General features: G+C 70.9%; 19 protein-coding genes. 14 read left to right on the top strand and 5 right to left on the bottom strand.

All coding sequences use genetic code 11. The features are described 5' to 3' along the window. Positions 1–508 precede the first annotated feature (508 nt). Positions 509–1,516 (top strand): DNA polymerase III subunit delta, encoded by a 1,008-nt coding sequence (gene holA / locus ABKW26_RS06160; protein ID WP_348591841.1) that lies wholly within the window; start codon positions 509–511, stop codon positions 1,514–1,516. A 139-nt stretch (positions 1,517–1,655) separates the two neighbouring features. Here holA and rpsT read toward each other — a convergent pair whose 3' ends face one another. Further along, on the bottom strand, positions 1,656–1,916 hold the full coding sequence (gene rpsT / locus ABKW26_RS06155) for a 30S ribosomal protein S20 (RefSeq protein WP_348591839.1): 261 nt from the start codon (positions 1,914–1,916) through the stop codon (positions 1,656–1,658). Between the two features lie 180 nt (positions 1,917–2,096). Then, positions 2,097–2,729, bottom strand: coding sequence for a type II toxin-antitoxin system PemK/MazF family toxin (locus ABKW26_RS06150; RefSeq protein ID WP_348591838.1), 633 nt, complete (start codon positions 2,727–2,729; stop codon positions 2,097–2,099). A 242-nt stretch (positions 2,730–2,971) separates the two neighbouring features. On the opposite strand from ABKW26_RS06150, the gene ABKW26_RS06145 reads away from it, so the two are divergent. The 5 genes from ABKW26_RS06145 (at position 2,972) to ABKW26_RS06125 (ending at position 10,302) form a co-directional block, all read left to right on the top strand. Then, positions 2,972–3,289 carry a DUF485 domain-containing protein gene (locus tag ABKW26_RS06145; RefSeq protein WP_348591836.1) on the top strand — a complete coding sequence of 106 codons (318 nt, stop codon included), beginning with the start codon at positions 2,972–2,974 and terminating at the stop codon, positions 3,287–3,289. Then, positions 3,286–4,938 carry a cation acetate symporter gene (locus ABKW26_RS06140; RefSeq protein ID WP_348591834.1) on the top strand — a complete coding sequence of 551 codons (1,653 nt, stop codon included), beginning with the start codon at positions 3,286–3,288 and terminating at the stop codon, positions 4,936–4,938. The genes ABKW26_RS06145 and ABKW26_RS06140 overlap by 4 nt, the downstream gene beginning before the upstream one ends. 95 nt (positions 4,939–5,033) lie before the next feature. Further along, positions 5,034–6,917: a translation elongation factor 4 gene (lepA, locus tag ABKW26_RS06135; RefSeq protein WP_348591832.1), complete on the top strand. Its 1,884-nt coding sequence runs from the start codon at positions 5,034–5,036 to the stop codon at positions 6,915–6,917. Positions 6,918–6,927: 10 nt separating this feature from the next. Then, on the top strand, positions 6,928–8,184 hold the full coding sequence (gene hemW, locus ABKW26_RS06130; RefSeq protein ID WP_348591830.1) for a radical SAM family heme chaperone HemW: 1,257 nt from the start codon (positions 6,928–6,930) through the stop codon (positions 8,182–8,184). A gap of 27 nt (positions 8,185–8,211) precedes the next feature. Continuing rightward, positions 8,212–10,302, top strand: a complete 2,091-nt coding sequence (locus tag ABKW26_RS06125) for an acyltransferase family protein (RefSeq protein ID WP_348591828.1) — start codon at positions 8,212–8,214, stop codon at positions 10,300–10,302. Positions 10,303–10,311: 9 nt separating this feature from the next. On the opposite strand, the gene ABKW26_RS06120 is transcribed toward ABKW26_RS06125, so the two are convergent. Then, the gene (locus ABKW26_RS06120; protein WP_348591826.1) at positions 10,312–11,175 is read right to left on the bottom strand and encodes a DUF3097 family protein; all 864 of its coding nucleotides are present in this window, start codon (positions 11,173–11,175) and stop codon (positions 10,312–10,314) included. 156 nt (positions 11,176–11,331) lie between these two features. Between ABKW26_RS06120 and hrcA the strand changes: the two genes are divergently transcribed. From hrcA to era, 8 genes are all read left to right on the top strand, one after another. Further along, the gene (gene hrcA / locus ABKW26_RS06115) at positions 11,332–12,357 is read left to right on the top strand and encodes a heat-inducible transcriptional repressor HrcA (RefSeq protein WP_348591824.1); all 1,026 of its coding nucleotides are present in this window, start codon (positions 11,332–11,334) and stop codon (positions 12,355–12,357) included. A 52-nt stretch (positions 12,358–12,409) separates the two neighbouring features. Then, a complete protein-coding gene (gene dnaJ, locus ABKW26_RS06110; RefSeq protein ID WP_348591822.1) occupies positions 12,410–13,522 on the top strand; it encodes a molecular chaperone DnaJ in 1,113 nt (370 codons plus the stop codon). Beyond that, entirely contained in the window at positions 13,522–14,319 is a 798-nt protein-coding gene (locus tag ABKW26_RS06105) for a 16S rRNA (uracil(1498)-N(3))-methyltransferase (RefSeq protein ID WP_348591820.1), read from the top strand. The genes dnaJ and ABKW26_RS06105 overlap by 1 nt, the downstream gene beginning before the upstream one ends. A 31-nt stretch (positions 14,320–14,350) precedes the next feature. Beyond that, complete coding sequence (locus ABKW26_RS06100) at positions 14,351–14,725, top strand: histidine triad nucleotide-binding protein (protein WP_348591818.1); 375 nt, start codon at positions 14,351–14,353, stop codon at positions 14,723–14,725. A 105-nt stretch (positions 14,726–14,830) separates the two neighbouring features. Continuing rightward, on the top strand, positions 14,831–15,889 hold the full coding sequence (locus ABKW26_RS06095) for a PhoH family protein (RefSeq protein ID WP_348591816.1): 1,059 nt from the start codon (positions 14,831–14,833) through the stop codon (positions 15,887–15,889). After that, entirely contained in the window at positions 15,886–16,347 is a 462-nt protein-coding gene (ybeY, locus tag ABKW26_RS06090; protein WP_348591815.1) for an rRNA maturation RNase YbeY, read from the top strand. Before ABKW26_RS06095 ends, ybeY begins: the two co-directional genes overlap by 4 nt. Position 16,348: 1 nt before the next feature. Further along, positions 16,349–17,695 (top strand): hemolysin family protein, encoded by a 1,347-nt coding sequence (locus ABKW26_RS06085; protein ID WP_348591813.1) that lies wholly within the window; start codon positions 16,349–16,351, stop codon positions 17,693–17,695. After that, positions 17,692–18,642, top strand: coding sequence for a GTPase Era (era, locus tag ABKW26_RS06080; protein ID WP_348591811.1), 951 nt, complete (start codon positions 17,692–17,694; stop codon positions 18,640–18,642). Before ABKW26_RS06085 ends, era begins: the two co-directional genes overlap by 4 nt. A 6-nt stretch (positions 18,643–18,648) precedes the next feature. On the opposite strand, the gene ABKW26_RS06075 is transcribed toward era, so the two are convergent. Together ABKW26_RS06075 and ABKW26_RS06070 are read right to left on the bottom strand one after the other, a co-directional pair. Beyond that, positions 18,649–19,866, bottom strand: coding sequence for an RDD family protein (locus ABKW26_RS06075; RefSeq protein ID WP_348591809.1), 1,218 nt, complete (start codon positions 19,864–19,866; stop codon positions 18,649–18,651). Positions 19,867–19,984: 118 nt separating this feature from the next. Further along, the gene (locus tag ABKW26_RS06070) at positions 19,985–21,391 is read right to left on the bottom strand and encodes a hypothetical protein (RefSeq protein ID WP_348591806.1); all 1,407 of its coding nucleotides are present in this window, start codon (positions 21,389–21,391) and stop codon (positions 19,985–19,987) included. Between the last annotated feature and the right edge of the window lie 22 nt (positions 21,392–21,413).

The raw sequence follows: 21,413 nt of genomic DNA, 5'->3' as shown, positions 1-21,413 counted from the left end.
AAGGTGAACGGCACGACGGATGTGCGCAACCGTGATAGTTCTTCGGCAGTGGATGGGCAGCCCCGTGTGCGACATGGTCGGGCAATGTGTCGTGCGGACATCCAGTTGGGGGGCTGCTCGATAATCTCGTTTCCGGGCATGGGAAGTAGTGCGGACTTGAAGATCCAGGTTCTTCAAGTGCTTGATCCGCGCCATGATGGTTCGATACGAGTTGAACCGCCGGACGCCGTGGACGTTGGTCGCGTTCTCGGTCTTGGTCTCGGTGACTTCGTCTGCATTTGGCCCGCCGTCAATTCAGCCGTCTCACGCCCAGCCCTCTCTGGCATAACTCTGGTGATGATAGACGGCTCGGTTGAGCTGGCGCAGGTCTGCCGCTTCCGAGCTGCGCCAATGACGGTCATTTGGCCGTTGAGTTCTCGATCAGCCCACGTTGGCTGATCGTTGAAAGTGAGTGCGGATGTCCGAGACCGGTTGCTCGGCGGGACCGCGGACGTGACACCCTAGGACCATGGCAGCCCCCTCCCGCAGCAGCGCCCGTCCGACACCGTCGGGAACCTCGTGGGACCAGGCGCAGCTCGCGCCGGTCGTCCTCGTCCACGGCGCCGAGGGCCTGCTCGTCGACCGGGCGGTCGAGAGGCTGACGGGGCTCGCGCGCGAGACGGATCCCGAGGTCGAGCGGACGGTCGTCGACGCATCCACCTACCAGTCGGGCATGCTCTCGGTGCTCACGAGCCCGTCCCTGTTCGGCGAGCCGCGGATCGTCGTCCTCGCAGGCTCCCAGGCTGCGTCGGACGCGCTCCTCACCGATGTCATCTCCTACGTCGCGGCTCCCGCGGCGGACGTGTGGCTCGTCGTCGAGCACCGGGGCGGGGTGCGCGGCAAGAAGATGCTCGATGCGGTCAAGGCCTCGGGTGCCCCCGTCGTGACGTGCGAGCCGATCAAGAAGGACACGGACAAGGTCGCGTTCGCGAGCGCCGAGTTCAAGCGAGCGTCGCGTCGTGCCTCGGCCGGCGCGGTCCGTGCCCTCGTGGAGGCGGTCGGCAGCGACCTCCGCGAGCTCGCGGCGGCCTGCGCGCAGCTCGTGGCCGACTCGGACCGTGCGATCGACGAGCCCGCGGTCGAGAAGTACTACGGGGGCCGTGTCGAGGCGACGGGCTTCCGCGTCGCCGACGCGGCGATCGCGGGGGACGCGGGCCAGGCGGTCTCGCTCCTGCGCCACGCGCTCGCGACGGGAGCCGACCCGGTGCCCGTGGTCGCCGCCCTGGCGATGAAGCTCCGCACGCTCGCGAAGGTTGCCGGGCTCCGCGGCCGCGGCCGCTCCGCGGCAGACCTCGGGCTCGCTCCCTGGCAGGTCGATCGCGCTCGACGCGACCTGGCCGGATGGACGCCCGAAGGGCTGGCGACGGCGATCTCTGCGACGGCGCAGGCGGACGCGGAGGTCAAGGGCGCAGGCCGCGACCCGGTCTTTGCGGTCGAGCGTGCGGTGCTCGTCGTCGCACGCAGCGCGGGGCGCTGACGCGGCGGCCGGTCTCCGCCGGCCACGATGGCGCGCTGGCCCGGCCGTCCGGCCCCGGACACACCGAAGGCGCCGTCCCGACACGGGAAACGGCGCCTTCGGTCGGTCTCACCCCGTCACCGAGGGGAGACCATGAGACTCACAGACCGCTGACGGCCTTCGCGAGAGCTGACTTACGGTTCGCGGCCTGGTTGGAGTGGATGACTCCCTTGGACACGGCCTTGTCGAGCTTCTTGGATGCGACGACCAGAGCAGCGGAAGCAGCTTCCTTGTCGCCACCAGCGACAGCCTGACGGACGCGACGAACGTGCGTCTTGAGCTCAGACTTGACGGCCTTGTTACGCAGGCGCGCCTTCTCGTTGGTGCCGATGCGCTTGATCTGGGACTTGATGTTAGCCACGTGAGGACTCTCTTGTGTGTTCGCCGAAGCGATGTGAACAGGTCGTAGAAGGCGTTTCCAGCACCGGGACTGGGGTGGGGAACCCGTGGAGAGGTACTGGAATGGTGTCCGCCGACCCGGGCGGACACGCAACTAGAGAGACTAGCAGGTGTCGTCCCTCGACCGGAGCGCCCGACCGGCTCAGTCCGTCCGTGCCGTGACCCTTTCGAAGAGCGAGCGGTCCATGATCGCCCCTTCGCGGCGGACCGCTCCGGGGTCGACCCGGACGACCCGGTCGAGGCGCACCTGGCTCTCCCGACCCTGCGGGTCCCACGGGCCGGAGCCGATGTCGAGCCAACGGCGACCCCAGCGGGCCTCGTCGGCAGCATCCTGCGAGTGGTCCTTGCTCGAGAGCATGAGCGCCAGGAGCCAGTCACCGTCGCGTCCGACGACGAGGACCGGTCGGTCCTTGCCCCGTGCGTGGTCGTCCTCGTACGGCACCCAGGTCCAGACGATCTCGCCGGGGTCCGGCTCGCCGTCGAGAGAGGGGGAGTACTCGGGGTGGAGGTCTCCCTCGAAGTCGCCGGGGTAGACGTCGCGGTCGGGAGGGGCGGAGCTGGTGCCCGCGGGCTTCTCGCGGTTGGCGGTCGTCCCGGCGGGCCGCGGCTCGGGTGACGGGTTGGAACGGCCTCGGGCTCCCCGAGCCCGGGGGGCGCGGGGCGGCGGGTCGGCTGCGGGAGAGCCGGCGGAGCCGCGGCCGTCCCGGGCGACGAGGGGCGCGAGGGCGCGCCGCGCAGCGTTCGCGAGGAGGGACGTCCAGTTGGGTGTCGGCACGAGAGAAGGGTACCGGCGGGGGTCGGGCGAGGGGGCGCGCCCGTCGCTCAGGGGCGGCACCTGGCGGGATCGACAACGATATCGGGCTTCCCACTTGCGCAGTTGCGTGCTGTACGTCACATTTGCATGCGTCGCGCTGGGCAACGATGCACAGCGCACCGACCTCTGGAGGCGCAATGACTGATCCATCCCGGATCGGGCCGGCGACGGGTGATCCAGCAGATGCACGTGGCGACGGAGCCATGACGCAGACCGACTACCAGCGTGTGCAGGACAGCCCGGAGTTCCAGGACCTGCGGCGGCGGTTCCGCCGCTTCGTCTTCCCGATGACCGCGTTCTTCCTCGTCTGGTACCTCACCTATGTGCTGCTGGCGGACTACGCCCACGACTTCATGAGCACCCAGGTCTGGGGAACCATCAACGTCGGCCTCCTCATGGGGCTCGGGCAGTTCGTCACGACGTTCGCCATCACGATGCTCTACGCCCGGTGGGCGAACAAGCGTCAGGACCCCATCGCCAACGAGCTCCGCCAGCGCATCGAAGGACGGGACATCGTATGACCGCCACCACCGAGTCGCCCCAGGTCGTTCTCGCCGCGAGCGAGATCGGCAACCCGGTCGTCAACATCGGGATCTTCCTCGCCTTCGTGGCGGTCACGCTCGTCATCGTCCTGCGCGCCTCGCGCACGAACAAGACGGCGGCCGACTACTACGCCGGCGGCCGCAGCTTCACCGGCCCGCAGAACGGCACGGCCATCGCCGGCGACTACCTCTCTGCGGCGAGCTTCCTCGGCATCGTCGGCGCGATCGCCGTCAACGGCTATGACGGGTTCCTCTACTCCATCGGCTTCCTCGTCGCGTGGCTCGTCGCGCTCCTGCTCGTCGCGGAGCTCCTCCGCAACACGGGCAAGTTCACGATGGCGGACGTCCTGTCGTTCCGTCTGCGGCAGCGCCCCGTCCGCATGGCGGCGGCGATCACCACTCTCGCGGTCGTGTTCTTCTACCTGCTCGCCCAGATGGCGGGTGCGGGCGGTCTCGTCGCACTGCTCCTCGGCATCGACGGGAGCGTGGGCCAGGGTGTGGTCATCGCGGTCGTCGGCGCGCTGATGATCCTCTACGTCCTCGTCGGTGGCATGAAGGGCACCACCTGGGTGCAGATCATCAAGGCGATCCTCCTCATCGCGGGCGCCGGCGTCATGACCGTCTGGGTCCTGGCGAAGTTCGGGTTCAACCTCTCGGACGTCATCCAGGGCGCGATCAACACGTCGGGCAACCCCGCGCTGGCCGAGCCGGGCGCTCGCTACGGCGGCTCCGAGACGAGCAAGCTCGACTTCCTCTCCCTCGCCCTCGCGCTCGTGCTCGGGACGGCGGGCCTCCCGCACGTCCTCATGCGCTTCTACACGGTCCCGACGGCCAAGGAGGCCCGGCGCTCGGTCGTCTGGGCCATCTGGCTCATCGGCATCTTCTACCTCTTCACCCTCGTGCTCGGGTACGGGGCGGGTGCCCTCGTAGGGGCGGACACGATCAACGCCGCACCAGGAGGTGTGAACTCGGCCGCGCCGCTGCTCGCGTTCGAGCTCGGCGGCGAGATCCTCCTGGGGATCATCTCCGCCGTCGCCTTCGCGACGATCCTCGCGGTCGTCGCCGGGCTGACGATCACCGCTGCAGCGAGCTTCGCGCACGACATCTACGCGTCGGTCATCAAGAAGGGGGAGATCGCCCCCGACGGCGAGGTGCGGGTCGCCCGGATCACCGTCGTGGCGATCGGCTTCCTCGCGATCATCGGCGGCATCTTCGCCAACGGCCAGAACGTGGCGTTCCTCGTCGCCCTCGCGTTCGCGGTGGCAGCGAGCGCCAACCTGCCGACGATCATCTACTCGCTGTTCTGGAAGCGGTTCAACACGCGCGGGGCGCTCTGGAGCATGTACGGCGGCCTCGGCTCGTGCATCGTCCTCATCGCATTCTCGCCCGTGGTGTCCGGAAAGCTCAACCCGGACGGGACGAGCGCGTCGATGATCCGGAACACGGGCGTCGACTTCGCGTGGTTCCCGCTCGAGAACCCTGGACTCGTCACCATCCCGCTCGCGTTCCTCCTCGGGATCGTCGGGACGCTCACGAGCAAGGAGCGTCCGGACCTCGAGAAGTACGCCGAGATGGAGGTGCGCTCCCTCACGGGAGCGGGCTCCGAGAAGGCGGTCGCCCCGCACTGAGGTCTCTCCGCAGGCCCGCGAGGTGGTCCCGACGCGCCGTCGTCGTCCGTACGGCGTGTCGGGCCCCGCCGTGGGCTCGTGGGAGAATCGACCGTGTGACTCCCATCCCTTCAGAGGCCAACCTCGCCCGCATCCAGCCCGCGGCCACTGCACCGGAGCTGCTCCGCAACTTCTCGATCATCGCGCACATCGACCACGGCAAGTCGACGCTGGCCGACCGCATGCTCCAGATGACCGGCGTCGTCGACCCGCGTGCGATGCGTGCGCAGTACCTCGACCGCATGGACATCGAGCGCGAGCGCGGGATCACGATCAAGTCCCAGGCCGTGCGCATGCCGTGGGAGGTGGACGACGAGAACGGCGTCCCCACCGGCTACGCGCTGAACATGATCGACACACCGGGCCACGTCGACTTCACGTACGAGGTGTCGCGCTCCCTCGCTGCCTGCGAGTCCGCGGTCCTCCTCGTCGACGCTGCGCAGGGCATCGAGGCCCAGACGCTCGCCAACCTGTACCTCGCCATGGAGAACGACATGGCGATCATCCCGGCGCTCAACAAGATCGACCTGCCGGCCGCACAGCCCGAGAAGTACGCGGAGGAGCTCGCGAACCTCGTCGGCTGCGAGCCGGAGGAGATCCTCCTCATCTCCGGCAAGACCGGCATGGGTGTCCCCGAGCTGCTCGACCGCATCGTCCTCAAGACGCCGCCGCCGACCGGCGACCCCGACGCCCCCGCGCGCGCGATGATCTTCGACTCGGTCTACGACACCTACCGCGGCGTGGTCACCTACGTCCGGGTGGTCGACGGCAACCTCACGCCGCGCGAGAAGATCGTCATGATGTCGACGCGGGCGACGCACGACCTCCTGGAGATCGGCGTCTCCTCTCCGGAGCCGATCCCGACGAAGGGCCTCGGCGTGGGCGAGGTGGGATACCTCATCACCGGCGTCAAGGACGTGCGCCAGTCCAAGGTCGGCGACACGGTGACCAACTTCGCCAAGCCCGCGGACGAGGCACTGGGCGGGTACTCCGACCCGAAGCCCATGGTGTTCTCCGGGCTCTACCCCGTCGACGGCTCGGACTACCCGATCCTGCGCGACGCGCTCGACCGGCTCAAGCTCAACGACGCCGCGCTCATCTACGAGCCGGAGACCTCCGTCGCGCTCGGCTTCGGTTTCCGCGTGGGCTACCTCGGACTGCTCCACCTGGAGATCGTCCGTGAGCGGCTCGAGCGCGAGTTCAACCTCGACCTCATCTCGACCGCGCCCAACGTCATCTACGAGGTGACGATGGACGACAAGTCGATCGTCACGGTGACGAACCCGAGCGAGTTCCCCGGCGGCAAGATCGGCGAGGTCCGCGAGCCGATCGTCAAGGCGACCATCATCGCGCCGTCGGAGTTCATCGGTGCCGTCATGGAGCTCTGCCAGGGTCGCCGCGGCGAGCTCCAGGGGATGGACTACCTCTCGGCCGACCGCGTCGAGATGCGCTACATCCTTCCCCTCGCCGAGATCGTCTTCGACTTCTTCGACCACCTCAAGTCCCGGACCCGCGGGTACGCGTCCCTCGACTACGACGTCATCGGCGAGCAGGCTGCCGCCCTCGTCAAGGTGGACATCCTGCTCCAGGGGGAGCAGGTCGACGCCTTCAGCGCGATCGTGCACAAGGACAACGCCTACAGCTACGGGCTGATGATGGTGGGCAAGCTGAAGAACCTCATCAACCGCCAGCAGTTCGAGGTGCCCATCCAGGCCGCCATCGGTGCCCGCGTCATCGCGCGCGAGACCATCCGCGCGATCCGCAAGGACGTCCTGGCCAAGTGCTACGGCGGTGACATCTCCCGCAAGCGCAAGCTCCTCGAGAAGCAGAAGGAGGGCAAGAAGCGCATGAAGACCATCGGTACCGTCGAGGTCCCCAAGGAAGCCTTCATCTCCGCCCTGACCTCCGACCAGACGGAGACCAGGGACAAGAAGAAGTGACGAGCGTCCTGTGACTCCTGCTCTTCCCGACGGCGAGCCGGTCCCGGACGACGGCTCGCTGCCCGCGTGGGTCACGTCGGGTGCGGACGACCGCGCCTTCGGCGTGTACCTGCACGTCCCGTTCTGCACCGTCCGCTGCGGGTACTGCGACTTCAACACCTACACCGCGAGCGAGCTGGGCGGCGGGGCGAGCCAGCACGCGTACGCGACGACCGCGCTCGCCGAGATCGCGCTGGCCAGGCGAGCGATGGACCGTGCCGGGCTCCCGCCGCGGACGGTCTCGACCGTCTTCGTCGGGGGAGGCACCCCCACCCTTCTCCCGGCGGGCGACCTCGCCCGCATGCTCGACGGCGTCCGCGACGCGTGGGGTCTCGACCCCGACGCCGAGGTGACGACCGAGGCGAACCCCGACTCGGTCACGCCCGAGTCCCTCGCGCTCCTCGCCGACGCCGGCTTCACGCGCGTGTCCTTCGGCATGCAGTCCGCCGTCCCCCGGGTCCTCGCGACCCTCGAACGGACCCACGACCCTCGTCGGATCCCCGACGTCGTGCGGTGGGCGCGCGACGCCGGCCTCGAGGTGTCTCTCGACCTCATCTACGGGACGCCGGGGGAGACGATCGAGGACTGGCGCACGAGCGTCGAGTCCGCGCTCGCGACGGGTGTCGACCACGTGTCGGCGTACGCCCTCGTCGTCGAGCCGGGCACGAAGATGGCCGCCCAGGTGCGCCGCGGCGAGATCGCCCTGCCGAGCGAGGACGACCAGGCGGAGAAGTACGAGCTGGCGGACGACCTCCTCACGGCGGCGGGGCTCGACTGGTACGAGGTCTCGAACTGGGCCCGGACGGTCGACGGCGTGCAGCGCGCCTGCCGTCACAATCTCGCCTACTGGCGTGGCGAGGACTGGTGGGGCGTGGGTCCGGGCGCACACTCGTACATGGGCTCGAACGAACCGGGCACGCGCGGCGTGCGGTGGTGGAACGTCAAGCATCCGCTGCGGTACGCGGCGCGCCTCGCCGAGGGCCTGAGCCCGGCTGCCGGCCGTGAGATCCTCGACGACGCGTCCGCTCAGCTCGAGACCGTCATGCTCGGGGCTCGGCTGCGGGAGGGCCTGGACCTCGCGCTGCTGTCGACACGGGCCCGCCGCGCCGTCGCCGGGCACATCGCCACCGGTCTCGTCGACGGCAGGGCGGTGCTGAACGGGCGTGTGGTGCTCACCCGCACGGGCAGGCTCCTGGCCGACACCGTGGTGCGTGACCTGACGGACTGATGGAGACGGACTGCTGATGGACCTCCGATGACTCTCGCTCCGACCCGTGTGAGCCTGCCCGTCCACCCGGACGGGTCGACCGGCGCTGCACGCAAGCCGGTCGCACCCCGCCCCTCCGGACGCCCACCGAGGATCCACGGCCTCGATGCGCTGCGCGCGGTCGCCGTGCTCGCGGTCATGACGTTCCACTTCTTCCCGACAGTCCTGCCGGGCGGGTTCATCGGTGTCGACATCTTCTTCGTGCTCAGCGGCTTCCTCATCACGACCCTCCTCGTCCGGGAGCGCGTCCGCACCACGACCGTGTCCCTGCGGGCGTTCTGGGTGCGGCGGGCGAGACGCCTCCTGCCGGCGCTCGTGCTCGTCGTCGTCACGTGCACGGCGCTCGCCGGCGTGCTCGGCGGGGACGTGCTCGTCGGGATCCGCAGCCAGGTCGCCGGTGCCCTGACGTTCTCGAGCAACTGGGTCTACGTCGCTCAGGGTGCGACGTACTCGGACGACCTCAGCCCGCAGCTCTTCGCCAACTTCTGGTCGCTGGCCGTCGAGGAGCAGTTCTACCTCCTGTGGCCGCTCGCGCTCGTCGCTGTGTACGCGACACGTCGGTCACGGGCCGTCGGGCTCGCGGTGACCGGGCTGATCGGGATCGGATCCGCGGTCCTCATGGCTGTCACCTACCAGGTGGGGGAGGACCCGTCGCGTGTCTACTACGGCACGGACACCCATCTCTTCGGTCTCATGGCGGGAGCCTTCTTCGCGCTGTGGTTCGCGCCCCGCACCCCGGAGGCGCCCGGGCGGACCTCACGGTGGACGCCCAGGCCCATCGCGTCGTGGGGACGGTGGACCACCGTCCTCGTGGGTGCAGCCAGCGGCACCGTGCTCGTCGCGCTCGCGCTCGCCCTGCGGACCGGTTCGCCTCTCACGTACCGCGGCGGCCTCGTGCTCGCGTCCCTCGCCACGGTCGGCGTCATCGCGGTGCTGGTCCGTGGCCAGCGGGTGGCGCGCGTCGTCGAGAAGGGACCGCTGGAGTGGGTCGGACGACGCTCGTACGGTCTCTACCTGTGGCACTGGCCGCTCGTCGTGCTCGTCGCGCAGGTGCTCGACGGCGCCCATCCAGGACGCGCGTCCCAGCCGCTCGTCGCCGTCACGGCTACCGTCCTGACGTTCGCCGCAGCCTGGATCTCCTACCGTTTCGTCGAGAAGCCGGTGCTCGACCACGGGTTGCGGACCGTCGCCGCGGACGTGGCGCGTCGAGTGCGGGACCGGGTCGACGCCGCCTGGGTCGAGCGGCACGGCGGCTGGCACACCCACGGCCGCCGCGCGCGGCTCGCCGCGTCCACGCTGCTCGTCGTGCTCCTCGTCGGCGCGGTGGGGGCTGCGTTCGTCCGCGAGCCTGCCCGGTCCGACCTCGAGGCCGAGATCCTCCGGGGCCTGGAGATCGCCGACGCCACGACGCAGCAGGGCGCGGACAGCCCCGGTGCGACCACGTCGGACGACGACGCGGAGGTGCCCGGCGCACCGACACCCACCCCGGACCCGTCACCCACCGCCGCTGCTCCCGGCGCGGGCACGCCGTCGCCGTCGCCCGCTCCAGCGGTGCCTGCCGCCCCACCGGTTGCCGTCGGGCCGCCGCCCGGTGACCAGGTGACCGTCATCGGCGACTCCGTGACGCTCATCAGCGCGGAGGCGCTGCACGTCGCGCTGCCCGGTGTCTACATCGACGCCGCGGTGTCTCGGCAGATGAAGACGACGCCCGAGGCCGTGGCCGCGCTGCGTGCTGCCGGCGCGCTGCGCCCGTACGTCGTCGTGTCGCTCGCGACGAACAGCACCGTGACCGACCGCGTCATGGACGAGGCCCTCGCGGCGATCGGGCCGGGCCACCACGTGGTGCTCGTCACCGGGTACGGCGACCGTCCGTGGATCGGACCGACCAACGACCAGATCCGCGCTGCCGCCGCCCGGTACCCCGACGTCGTCGTCGCGGACTGGCAGAGCGCGCTCGCGGCCGCGCCGGAAGGGATCGGCAAGGACGGTGTCCACCCCCAGGGTCCGGGCCAGGACCTCTACGCCCGGACGCTCGTCGCCGGGCTCACCGATGCCGCGGGGCGGGCCGCGACCGGGTGACGTGCGACGTCAGGGCGCAGGAGCGGTGACGAAGTCGATGAGCTCCTCGACCCGGCCGAGGAGCGACGGCTCGAGGTCCGCGTAGCTGCGTACCGTCCCGAGGATCTTCTTCCACCCGAGCGCCACGTCCGTCTGGGACTCCGCCGGCCACCCGAGCCGGCGGAGGATCCCGTACTTCCACTCCGTCCCCCGGTCGATGACGGGCCACTCCGTGAGCCCGATCCGCTGCGGTCGCACCGCCTGCCACACGTCGACGTACGGGTGACCGAGGATGAGCACCCGGCCGCCGGGGAACTGTCGCATGACGTCGTCGGCGATGCGACGCTCCTTGCTCCCGGGAACGAGGTGGTCGACGAGGACGCCGACGCGGCGGCTCGCTGTCGGGCCGAACTCGGCGAGCGCGTCGGCGAGGTTGTCGACGCCGTCGAGCCCTTCGACGACCACGCCCTCGATCCGCAGGTCGTCGCCCCACACCTTCTCGACGAGCTCCGCGTCGTGCCGGCCCTCGACCCAGATGCGGCTCCCGCGTGCGACCCGGGCGCGCGCGCCGGCCACGGCACGCGACCCCGAGGCGGTGCGCGCGGGCGCCGCCGGGGCGGCCGGTCGGGTCGCCGGGACGAGCTCGACCGGCTCGCCGTCGATCCAGAACCCGGGACCGAGGGGGAACGTCCGGGTGCGCCGGGCCCCGTCCTCGAGGACGACGACGTGCATGCCTCCCGACTTCTCCGTCCGCAGCACCGCCCCCACCCAGCCGGTGAGGACCTCCTCGACGACGAGCCCGATCTCGGCCGGGACGGGTCGGGAGGTGGGCCGCGCGGTGCGCTCGCGGGACCCGGAGGACAGGACGTCGGGGGAGTAGCGTTCATGGCTCACGCGAGGAAGGGTAGCCGCACGCCGGCGATCGTGACCTGCGCGACACGGGGGCAGCCCGGCGCGGGTACGGCGTAGAATTAGCACTCAGGTTCGGTGAGTGCTACCAGTATCGGTGCGACCGACCGGTCCGGACGCAGCACGAGGAGTGGAGGCAGGATGGCGGCGAGCGACGATCGCAGGCTCGACGTGCTCCGCGCGATCGTGGAGGACTACGTGCAGACCCGCGAGCCCGTCGGCTCGAAGGTGCTCGCAGAGCGTCACGGTCTCGGCGTCTCGTCCGCGACGATCCGCAACGACATGGCGGTCCTCGAGGAGAGCGGCTTCATCGCCCAGCCGCACACCTCGGCCGGGCGTGTGCCGACCGACAAGGGCTACCGGATGTTCGTCGACCGGCTCTCGACCGTCAAGGCGTTCTCCACCGCCGAGAAGAACGCGATCGAGACGTTCCTCGCCGGAGCGGTCGACCTCGACGACGTCGTCACGCGCGCCGGACGCCTCCTCGCGCAGCTCACCGGCCAGGTCGCCGTCGTCCAGTACCCCTCTCTGCGCCGGTCGGGCCTGCGGCACCTCGAGCTCGTCGTCCTCGGCGAGCGCCGCCTCCTCGTCGTGCTCATCACCGACACCGGCCGCGTCGAGCAGCGGACGCTCGAGCTCGCCGAACCTCCCGACGAGACCTTCCTCATCGGCCTTCGTGCCCGGCTCAACGCCGCGGCCGCCGGCCGCAGGCTCAAAGAGCTCCGGACCGCGCTGACTGCGCTCGCCGAGACCTACCACCCGGTCGACCGCGACCTCGTCGAGCGGATCGCGGACGTCATCACCGAGACGCTCTCCCAGGAGAGCGAGGAGCGCATCGTGCTCGCGGGCACGGCGAACCTCGCGCAGGCGGGCATGCGCTTCGAGCACGCCCTGCGCCCTGTCCTCGAAGCACTCGAGGAGCAGGTCGTCCTCCTCAACCTCCTCACCGAGATGGCCGAGGACTCGGCCGGCGTCAACGTGCGGATCGGTCGTGAGACGCAGCTGGCCGGCCTCTTCGAGACGTCGATCGTCACGACCGGCTACGGGTCGGACGGCGACGCCGTCGCGACGATCGGGTCGATCGGCCCCACCCGGATGGACTACCCCGGCACCATCGCCGCCGTGCGAGCGGTGGCCCGCTATCTCTCGAGGATCCTCGGTTCGTGATCCTTCCCCGCCAGACCCCGAGCACCCACCACAGAACGGCAGAGAGCACTCAGTGACTGACTACTACGAGATCCTCGGCGTCGCCCGGGACGCCAGCCAGGACCAGATCAAGAAGGCGTACCGCAAGCTCGCGCGCGAGCTCCACCCGGACGTCGCCGGTCCGGAGGCCGAGGACAGGTTCAAGGACGTGTCCCGCGCCTACGAGGTGCTGTCCAACGCGGACAAGCGTCGCTCGTACGACATGGGCAGCGACCCGTCGGCACCGGGTGGCGGCATGGGCGGAGGCTTCGGCTTCCAGGACATCTTTGAGACCTTCTTCGGTGGCGGGCAGGCCCAGCGCGGCCCGATCCCGCGCTCGCGCCGCGGCCAGGACGCCCTCATCCGCCTCGACCTCGACCTCGCGGAGACCGCGTTCGGCGTGCGCCGCGAGATCCCGGTCGAGACCGCGGTCGTCTGCGGCACCTGCTCCGGCTCGTGCTGCGCGCCCGGCACCTCCCCGCGTGTCTGCGACGTCTGCCACGGTCGCGGTACCGTGCAGCGGGTCGCCCGCTCCTTCCTCGGTCAGGTCATGACGACGGCGCCGTGCGCCGCGTGCCAGGGCTTCGGCACGACGATCCCGGAACCGTGCGCCGAGTGCGCCGGTGAGGGGCGCATCCGCAGCCGTCGCACGGTGGCCGTCGAGGTGCCTGCCGGCGTCGAGACCGGGACCCGTATCAAGCTCACGTCGCAAGGCGAGGTCGGCCCGGCGGGCGGCCCTGCCGGGGACCTCTACTTCGAGATCCGCGAGCGCAAGCACGAGACGTTCCTGCGGCGCGGGGACGACCTGCACTGCACCCTCGAGGTCCCGATGACTGCTGCCGTGCTCGGCACGGTCGTCGAGCTCGAGACGCTCGACGGACCCGAGCAGCTCGACCTGCGCCCGGGCACCCAGCCGAGCCAGGTCATCACGCTCAAGGGGCTCGGTATCGGCCACCTGCACTCCAGCGGGCGTGGGGACCTCAACGTCCACGTCGAGGTGCACATCCCGACCGGCTTGTCCGACGAGCAGACGGAGCTCGTCCGTCAGCTCGCTGCACTCCGGGGCGAGGAGCGCGTCGAGGGGCAGATGTCCGCCGCTCACCCCGGGGTGTTCTCCCGGCTGCGCGACAAGCTCGCAGGCCGGTAGTGAGCGCGCCCGTCTTCCTCGCCGAGCCGGGCGAGCTCTCCTCGTACGCGGCCGGGAGCACGTTCGTGCTCGACGGGGCCGAGGGTCGGCACGCCGGCGTCGTGCAGCGGCGCGGTCCGGGGGAGCGCATCGACGTCGTCGACGGGGTGGGCGTGCGGCTGCGGTGCGTCATCGCGTCCGTCCAGTCCTCGCACCTCGACCTCACGGTCGAGCACGTGGTGCACGAGCCGAGGGACGGGATCGAGATCGTGCTCGTCCAGGCGCTCGCCAAGGGTGACCGGGACGAGATGGCCGTCGAGGCAGCGACGGAGGTGGGTGTGGACGCGATCCTGCCCTGGCAGGCGGAGCGGTCGGTCGTCGTGTGGCGCGGGGACAGGGCGGCGAAGTCGCGCGCCCGCTGGCTCGGGGTCGTGCGTGCGGCGACCAAGCAGGCTCGTCGAGCCGTCATGCCCCGCGTCGGGCTCGTCGTCGACGCGACCGGCCTCGCCGCCGCCGTCGAGCGCGTGCGGGCAGACGGCGGGGTGACGCTCGTCCTCCACGAGGAGGCGACGCAGCCTCTCGCCGACGTGCAGCTTCCCGGAGCGAGCGACGGGAGCGACGGACGACCACCGACCGGGCCTCCCCGCGAGGTGATGCTCGTCGTCGGGCCCGAGGGTGGGATCAGCGACCGCGAGCTCGCACGCCTCGTCGACGCGGGTGCCGTGCCGGTGCGGCTCGGACCTCACGTCCTGCGGACCTCGACCGCCGGGCCGGTCGCCGCTGCCCTCGTCGCACAGCGGCTCGGCCGTTGGCGCTGACGGCCCGGCGCTGACGCGCTAGCCTCGCAGGATGACGACAGACCGCGAGACCGAGCCCATGCCCGCTGACGCAGACTGCCTGTTCTGCAAGATCGTCGCGGGGGAGGTCCCGGCCGACGTCGTCGCCTCGAACGAGCGTGTCCTGGCGTTCCGTGACATCAACCCCCAGGCCCCGATGCACGTCCTCGTGGTGCCGCGCGAGCACTTCGGCGACATCGCCCAGCTCGCGGCAGGGGCGCCCGATCTCCTCGCCGACGTCGTGGCGCTCGCCGACGAGGTGGCCAGCGAGCACGCGGACGGCCAGTTCCGACTCATCTTCAACTCCGGTCCGCACGCCGGCCAGAGCGTCTTCCACGTCCACGGTCACGTCATCGGTGGCACGCACCTCGGGTGGTCGCCCGCCTGATCGGCCACCCCGCGTGCTGGTGGAGACCGTGCGAAAGATAGACTGGGACGATCTGCGACGACACGTCCGGACGAGCGAGGACCACGGGAGCGAGCACAACGCCACATGGCACCAGACGACACGAGCGCGGGAGCGCCGCACACCCACGTCGAGCACCGGATCGTCGTTCCCACGGACGTGTCGGTCTCCGCGCTCCTCGGGCCGGTCGACTCCGTGCTGCGCGCCATCGAGGCAGGCTTCCCGACCGTCGACGTCCGGGTCCGCGAGAACGAGATCGCCCTGCGCGGCCCGGTCGGCGACCTCGCGCTCGCCTCACGCCTCGTCGACGAGCTCATCGATGTCGCCGCAGCAGGGACGGCGCTGACGGCCGACGTGGTGGCGCGGTCGATCACGATGCTCATGGCGCAGTCGGCGACGCGACCGACGGACGTGTTCACCCTGAGCATCCTGTCGAGCCGGGGCCGGACCATCCGCCCCAAGACGGCGGGCCAGAAGCACTACGTCGACGCGATCGACGCGAACACCGTGACCTTCGGGATCGGCCCGGCGGGGACGGGCAAGACGTACCTCGCGATGGCCAAGGCCGTCCAGGCGCTGCAGGCGCGCCAGGTGAGCCGCATCGTCCTCACCCGACCCGCCGTCGAGGCAGGCGAGCGGCTCGGCTTCCTCCCGGGCTCGTTGTCGGACAAGATCGACCCCTACCTGCGGCCGCTGTACGACGCCCTCCACGACATGCTCGAGCCGGCGTCCATCCCGAAGCTCATCGAGGCCGGGACGATCGAGGTCGCGCCGCTCGCCTACATGCGCGGCAGGACGCTCAACGACGCGTTCATCATCCTCGACGAGGCCCAGAACACGTCCACCGAACAGATGAAGATGTTCCTCACGCGGCTCGGCTTCTCCTCGAAGATGGTCATCACCGGGGACGTCACCCAGGTCGACCTCCCGGGCGGGACGCCGTCGGGCCTGCGCATGATCGAAGACGTCCTCACGGGTGTCGACGACGTCGAGTTCTGCACGTTGAGCTCCGCCGACGTGGTCCGTCACCGGCTGGTCGGCGAGATCATCGACGCCTACGCACGCTGGGACGTCAGCAGCACCACCGCAACGTCAGCACACCGCGGTCCTCGCGACCGGGCACACGAGAAGGGCCACCGCAGGTGAGCATCGAAGTCAACAACGAGTCCGGCTACGAGGTCGACGAGGCAGAGTTCGCGGCGCTGGGCCGGTTCGTGCTCGAGGAGATGCACGTCCACCCCCTCACGGAGCTGTCCATCCTCTTCGTCGATACCGAGGTGATGGCCGAGCTCCACGTGCAGTGGATGGACGAGCCGGGCCCGACCGACGTCCTCTCCTTCCCCATGGACGAGCTGCGCCCTGGCCGCGAGGGCGACGTCACCCCCGCCGGCCTCCTCGGCGACGTCGTCGTGTGCCCCGAGGTCGCCGCGCAGCAGGCCGCCGGAGCAGGTCACTCGACGGTCGAGGAGATGCTCCTGCTCACCACGCACGGGATCCTCCACCTCCTCGGCTACGACCACGCAGAGCCGGAGGAGGAGAAGGAGATGTTCGGCCTCCAGCGCACCCTGCTCCTCACCTTCCTCGCCGGTCGACGGTCGTCGTGAGGTGAACGCGCTCAGCGGCGCCCCCATCGGGTGGCTCCTCGTCCTGGCGCTCCTCGGCATCTCGCTCGCCGCGCTGCTCAGCGCCGGTGAGGCGGCCGTCGTGCGGGTGACGCGCTCCGCGGTGAGCGAGATCACCGAGAACCGTCGAGACATCGCCGACCGGATCCGGCGCCTCGTCGAGAGCCCCGGGCACACCGCGGCGTCCGCGGCCTTCGTCCGGGTCTTCGCCGAGATGCTCGCGACCGCCTGCATCACCGTCTGCGTCGGGTCTCTCGTGGACCCGTGGTGGCTCGTGCTCCTCGTCTCCGTGGTCGTCGGTGCTCTCGTCGCGCTCGTCCTCGTGCGGATCAGCCCGCGCACGCTCGGCAGGAGGAGGCCGGCGCAGACGCTCGTCCTGCTCAGCTCGCTCCTGTCCGTCGTGCTCCGTGTGACCGGGCCCGTCACGCGGTACACGGGAGCTGCACGGACACCCTCCGACGCGAGCGACGAGCACGAGCTGCGGGACATGGTCGACCGCGTGAGCGACTCCGGCGTCATCGAGGACGACGAGCGGTCCATGCTGCGGTCGGTGTTCGAGCTGCGGACCACCCTCACACGCGAGGTCATGGTGCCGCGCACCGACATGGTGACCTCGATGGCGGCGACACCGCTCCCCAAGGCCCTCGCTCTGTTCCTGCGTTCGGGCTTCTCGCGGGTGCCTGTCGTCGGTGAGTCGGTCGACGAGCTGCTCGGCATCGCCTACTTCAAGGACGTCGTCCGGGTGCTCAACCACTCGCAGGACGGCCAGACCCGGACCCTCGGCGAGGTCATGCGCCCCGCGACGTTCGTCCCGGAGTCCAAGGCGGTGGACGACCTCCTCCGCGAGATGCAGGGCGCCTCCTCGCACATGGCGCTCGTCGTGGACGAGTATGGCGGCATCGCCGGGCTCGTGACGATCGAGGACGCGCTCGAGGAGATCGTCGGCGAGCTGACCGACGAGCACGACTCCGCCGCACCGGAGGTCGAGGAGATCGAGCCGGGCACGTTCCGTGTCCCAGCACGACTCGCCCTCGACGAGCTCGGCGAGCTGTTCGACCTCGACGTCGACGACGACGAGGTGGACACGGCCGGCGGCCTGCTCGCGAAGGCTCTCGGCAAGGTACCGCTCGCCGGCGCGACGGCAGACATCACCGGGCTCCACCTCGTCGCCGAGCGCATCGAGGGTCGTCGCAAGCAGCTTGCGACCATCCTCGTCCGGCGCAGCGACACCGGCGAGCGGGCGACCACCCAAGAACGACGAGTACTGGACGAGAACCGCGCGAGCGACGACCGCCGCGCACCCACCGAGCAGCAGGAGATGGAACGATGACCCCCAGCACAGCCACAGACAGGTCCGGGGGCACGGCGCCGCACAGGTCCGGGTTCGCGTGCATGGTCGGACGGCCCAACGCCGGCAAGTCCACGCTGACGAACGCGCTCGTCGGCCAGAAGGTCGCGATCACCTCGGGGCGTCCGCAGACCACGCGGCACACGATCCGCGGGATCGTCCACCGCGAGGACGCGCAGCTCATCCTCGTCGACACCCCGGGGCTCCACCGGCCGCGGACGCTGCTCGGCGAGCGGCTCAACGACCTCGTCCGCGAGACCCTCACCCAGGTCGACGTCATCGCGTTCTGCCTCCCCGCGGACCAGAAGGTCGGCCCTGGGGACAGGTACATCGCGAAGGAGCTGTCGCAGCTCATGACCGGCCGTCACCCCACACCGGTGGTGGCTGTCGTGACGAAGGCGGACCTCGTGTCCCGCGAGGACCTCGGGATCCATCTCCTGGCGATCGACGGCCTGGGGGAGTGGGCGGACATCGTGCCCGTCTCGGCGGTCGACGGGTACCAGGTGCAGACGCTCGCGGACGTTCTCGTCAAGCACCTGCCCGAGGGCGGAGACCTCTATCCCGACGGCGAGCTCACCGACGAGCCCGCGAGCGTCATGGTGGCCGAGCTCGTCCGTGAGGCGGCGCTCGAGGGTGTCCGGGACGAGCTCCCGCACTCGCTCGCCGTCGTCGTCGACGAGATCACGCCGCGCGAGGGGGGCAGCGGCCCCAACCCCCTGCTGGACGTCCGGGTGAACCTGTTCGTCGAGCGGGACAGCCAGAAGGCCATCATCATCGGTCGCGGCGGATCGCGTCTCCGGCACGTCGGGACCGAGGCGCGCAAGGGGATCGAGGCGCTGCTCGGCAACCGGGTCTACCTCGACCTCCACGTGAAGGTCGCCAAGGACTGGCAGCGCGATCCCAAGCAGCTCGGCCGCATGGGGTTCTGACGGGGCTCAGCGGGTCAGTGCTCGCGCGGTGAACTGACGCTGACCGACGCGCACGCTGCCGTCGCCAGGGACGTGGACCCGCATCCCGACGAGCACGTCGAGCGGCTCGCCGTGCGCGGTGAGGACGCTCGTGCCGTTGGTCGACCCCCGGTCGGTCACCCAGAAGCCGCCCTCGTCGATGCCGAACTCGAGATGGGTCTTGGACAGCGAGCGGTTCTCGTCGTCGACGGCCAGGAGGTCGTCGTGCCGCTCGCCCTGGGCTGACTGAGGCTTGCGGCCGACGAGGCCCGAGCCGTGCACGGTGAAGGACTGCCCGTTGTCGAACGACAGGAGGAAGCCCACCGCCGCCGCGCGCCGCGGGGGAGCGGCGGGGGGCGGCTGGACCGCTGGCGCAGCCGGTAGGTCCGGCGTGACGTCCGCGCGCGGCGGGGACCAGCTCGGCAGCGCCTGGGTGAATCCTGCGCCGTGCGCCGGGACGGGCGTCACAGTGCGTGCAGGCACGGGAGGCACGGCGGGCACTCCAGGCGCTGCAGGCACGGCGAGCGCTGCAGGTGTCGCAGGCACAGCGGGAGCGAGGGGCAGCGCACCTGGCCCGGCCGGGGAGATCGACGTGGAGACGTCCGATCGCCGTGTGGGTCCCTCCGGCGCGCTCAGCACGGGCTCGTGGAAGGCCGGTCGGGACTGCTCGAGCGCGCTGCCTGGGCCGGCGGTACGGTCTTCCTCTGCGCGTCGTGAGCGAGACCGCCGGGAGACGTCGATCATCGTCGTCCGTGCGGCGGCGTCGTGCCAGCCCTGCCTGAGCGGGCTCCGGTCCCAGGCACCTGAGGCCACCACGACCCACTGCCCGACTGCGGCGACGAGGAAGCCGGTCAGCACGACGAGGCCGCGCACGGTGCTGCGCGCGATCCCGGGAGCGTACGGGCCGTCCGCTCGGACGGTCCGCACCCCCAGGAGAGCGTTGCCGACGGTGAGGCCGGAACGGGCCTCCCACACGCAGAGCGCGACGGGGACCTCGACGAGGGCGAGCGCGGCGTACACGACCTCGTCGGTCGCGAGGTAGACGCCGGCGACCACGAGTGCGGTCACGGCGAGGTCGACCGCGAAGGCTGCGACGCGGCGCCCGACGGGTGCGACGCTCATCGACGGGACCCGGGCGGGCGCGGGGTCGAGGCCGGCACGGGACGTGCTGTGCGGAGCAAGAGGTGCGCCGGTCGTGATGGTCATGTCCGTCCCTCGAGAGCTCTGGGAGAGGCGCAGGTCGCGCTCTGCGTCTCCGGTCGTCGACCCGGTGCGCGTGCGGGCGATGCTAGCAGCCGGTGGTCCTCACGGGCTCGGGATCCGCTCATCCGGAGAAGGCGCTCCGCACCATCTCGATGGTTCCGATCGCGACGAGCGCGGCCGGCAGGCTGAGCGTGACGGCCAGTCCCTCGAGGCCGTCGGTGAGGCGGGACAGACCGACGGAGCGGCGCCCATGACGGATGGGGCCGCTGACGAACGCGATGAGCAGGCCGAGGATCGTGAGGGCGCACGCCAGCGCGGTGATGCTGTCCGGCGGGTCGACGAACGTGGTCTCGAGGACGAGCGTCAGGAGCATGACGGCGGCGGCCGCGCGCGGCGCGGTCTTCGACGACGACGCCCGGGCGGTGCGCGGGATGCTCACGAGGGCGAACGCCACGAGCAGGACGAGGACGAGGGCGGCGACTCCCGCCGTGCCACCGGACGGCGCACCGAGGAGGACGAACGGGGTGAGGATCGCGGCCGAGACGCTCAGGGCGACGGTCCCCGCGGCCAGCAGCCGGTCGCCGCGGCCGACGGCGGTCTCGACGACGGGGTTGCGCAGCGCAGGTGACGGGCGGGCCGGCCCGCCGCGGACGGACAGCGCGCTCCGGGTCACGTGGGCTGCGTCCACGAGGTAGACCACCGGGACCTGGAGCGCGAAGGACGGCAGGGCTCGGAGGAGGAGAGGGACGAGCCCGAGGAGGACAGCCGCGGTGACCCACGCAGAGAGCTCGAGGAAGAGGACGACGCCGGCGACGACAGCGAAGAGCGCGAACAGGGACGTGAGGACGACCGCGACCTGCAGCCCCTCACCCCGTGCTGTGCGAGCGCGGACCGCAGCCAGGGCCGACACCGCGCTCGCGCTGACGAAGGCCGCGAGGACCGCCAGCTGGTTGCCGGCCGCCAGGCTCGCGTCGACCGCGCTCGCCCCGCCGGCGCACGCCAGGAGAGCCGCCACGACGATGCAGATCTCGTTGCGACCTGCGTGCCGCACCGTGGGCCACAGCGCGAGGAGGAGTGCGGCGAGGAGGAAGGCCCCGGCCACGGTCTGCTGGCCTGCCGCGGAGATCCGGTCGACGGGCAGGAGGCCGGGGATCGCCCACACGAGGACCACGACCAGCGCGCAGGCGCCGGAGAGAGCCACGAGCAGCACCTGGGGAGGTGGAGCAGGGACGGTCCGTGGGAGTGCGGCGTCAGCAGGGACCGGACGGGTGCTCGCGCGCTCGACCGACCGCGACGGCACCGCGCTCACGTGCAGGACCGCGCCGTCGCGCAGGGAGTCGCCCGCGGTCGCCCGCAGGTCGACCCGCGCCCCGTCGGACGTCACGACGACGACGGAGGGGTCGGTGGGGTCGACGCCGACCGACCGCAAGGCGTCCGCGAGAGCGACGTGGTCGGGGATGAGGACGTCGACGCTGTGAGCCGAGAACTGGAGGACGACGCGTCGGGACGGGGCGATCGTGTCCGTCACGCGAGACCTCCTCACCGTCGCT

It is taken from the genome of Sanguibacter sp. 25GB23B1, from assembly GCF_040012415.1.
GTDB lineage: Bacteria > Actinomycetota > Actinomycetes > Actinomycetales > Cellulomonadaceae > Sanguibacter.
Note: the sequence above shows the minus strand (reverse complement) of the source record. Positions and strands in the feature narration are given on the sequence as shown.

Coding starts and splice junctions, on each gene's coding strand:
- hrcA (WP_348591824.1), top strand. CDS start 11,332: ATGGCGGCGAGCGACGATCGCAGGCTCGACGTGCTCCGCGCGATCGTG.
- ABKW26_RS06125 (WP_348591828.1), top strand. CDS start 8,212: ATGACTCTCGCTCCGACCCGTGTGAGCCTGCCCGTCCACCCGGACGGG.
- ABKW26_RS06100 (WP_348591818.1), top strand. CDS start 14,351: ATGACGACAGACCGCGAGACCGAGCCCATGCCCGCTGACGCAGACTGC.
- ABKW26_RS06140 (WP_348591834.1), top strand. CDS start 3,286: ATGACCGCCACCACCGAGTCGCCCCAGGTCGTTCTCGCCGCGAGCGAG.
- ABKW26_RS06075 (WP_348591809.1), bottom strand. CDS start 19,866: ATGACCATCACGACCGGCGCACCTCTTGCTCCGCACAGCACGTCCCGT.
- era (WP_348591811.1), top strand. CDS start 17,692: ATGACCCCCAGCACAGCCACAGACAGGTCCGGGGGCACGGCGCCGCAC.
- ABKW26_RS06145 (WP_348591836.1), top strand. CDS start 2,972: ATGACGCAGACCGACTACCAGCGTGTGCAGGACAGCCCGGAGTTCCAG.
- holA (WP_348591841.1), top strand. CDS start 509: ATGGCAGCCCCCTCCCGCAGCAGCGCCCGTCCGACACCGTCGGGAACC.
- ABKW26_RS06095 (WP_348591816.1), top strand. CDS start 14,831: ATGGCACCAGACGACACGAGCGCGGGAGCGCCGCACACCCACGTCGAG.